Origin of the sequence: Cupriavidus sp. SIMBA_020 (assembly GCF_046535395.1) — a bacterium.
Taxonomy (GTDB): domain Bacteria; phylum Pseudomonadota; class Gammaproteobacteria; order Burkholderiales; family Burkholderiaceae; genus Cupriavidus; species Cupriavidus campinensis.
The window spans coordinates 1-229 of record NZ_JAWRWU010001857.1 but is presented as its reverse complement, the minus strand read 5'-3'; the positions used below and the strand labels follow the sequence as shown (position 1 = coordinate 229).

The window sequence follows — 229 nt, the reverse complement described above, 5'->3', positions numbered from 1 at the left end:
AGGCGGGTCTGCAGCACGTCCTGCGCCGAAAAGGCGCCGTAGTGGAACAGCGTGGCCACCAGGCCATCGGACAGCAGCGCCATGCCCACCGCGGCCGGCAGGCCGAACAGCAGCACCAGCCGCAGGCCCCAGTCCAGCAGCGCGCTGTAGCCGCCGTGGTCGTCGCGGGCGTGCGCTGCGGACAGGCTGGGCAGCAGCACGGTGCCCAGCGCGACGCCCAGCAGCGCAG

General features: G+C 73.8%; 1 protein-coding gene. It reads right to left on the bottom strand.

Translation table 11 applies throughout. The annotated features are described in order from the left end of the window. On the bottom strand, positions 1-229 hold a 229-nt coding region (locus SB751_RS36030), incomplete at both ends, for a lipid II flippase MurJ (RefSeq protein ID WP_410749731.1).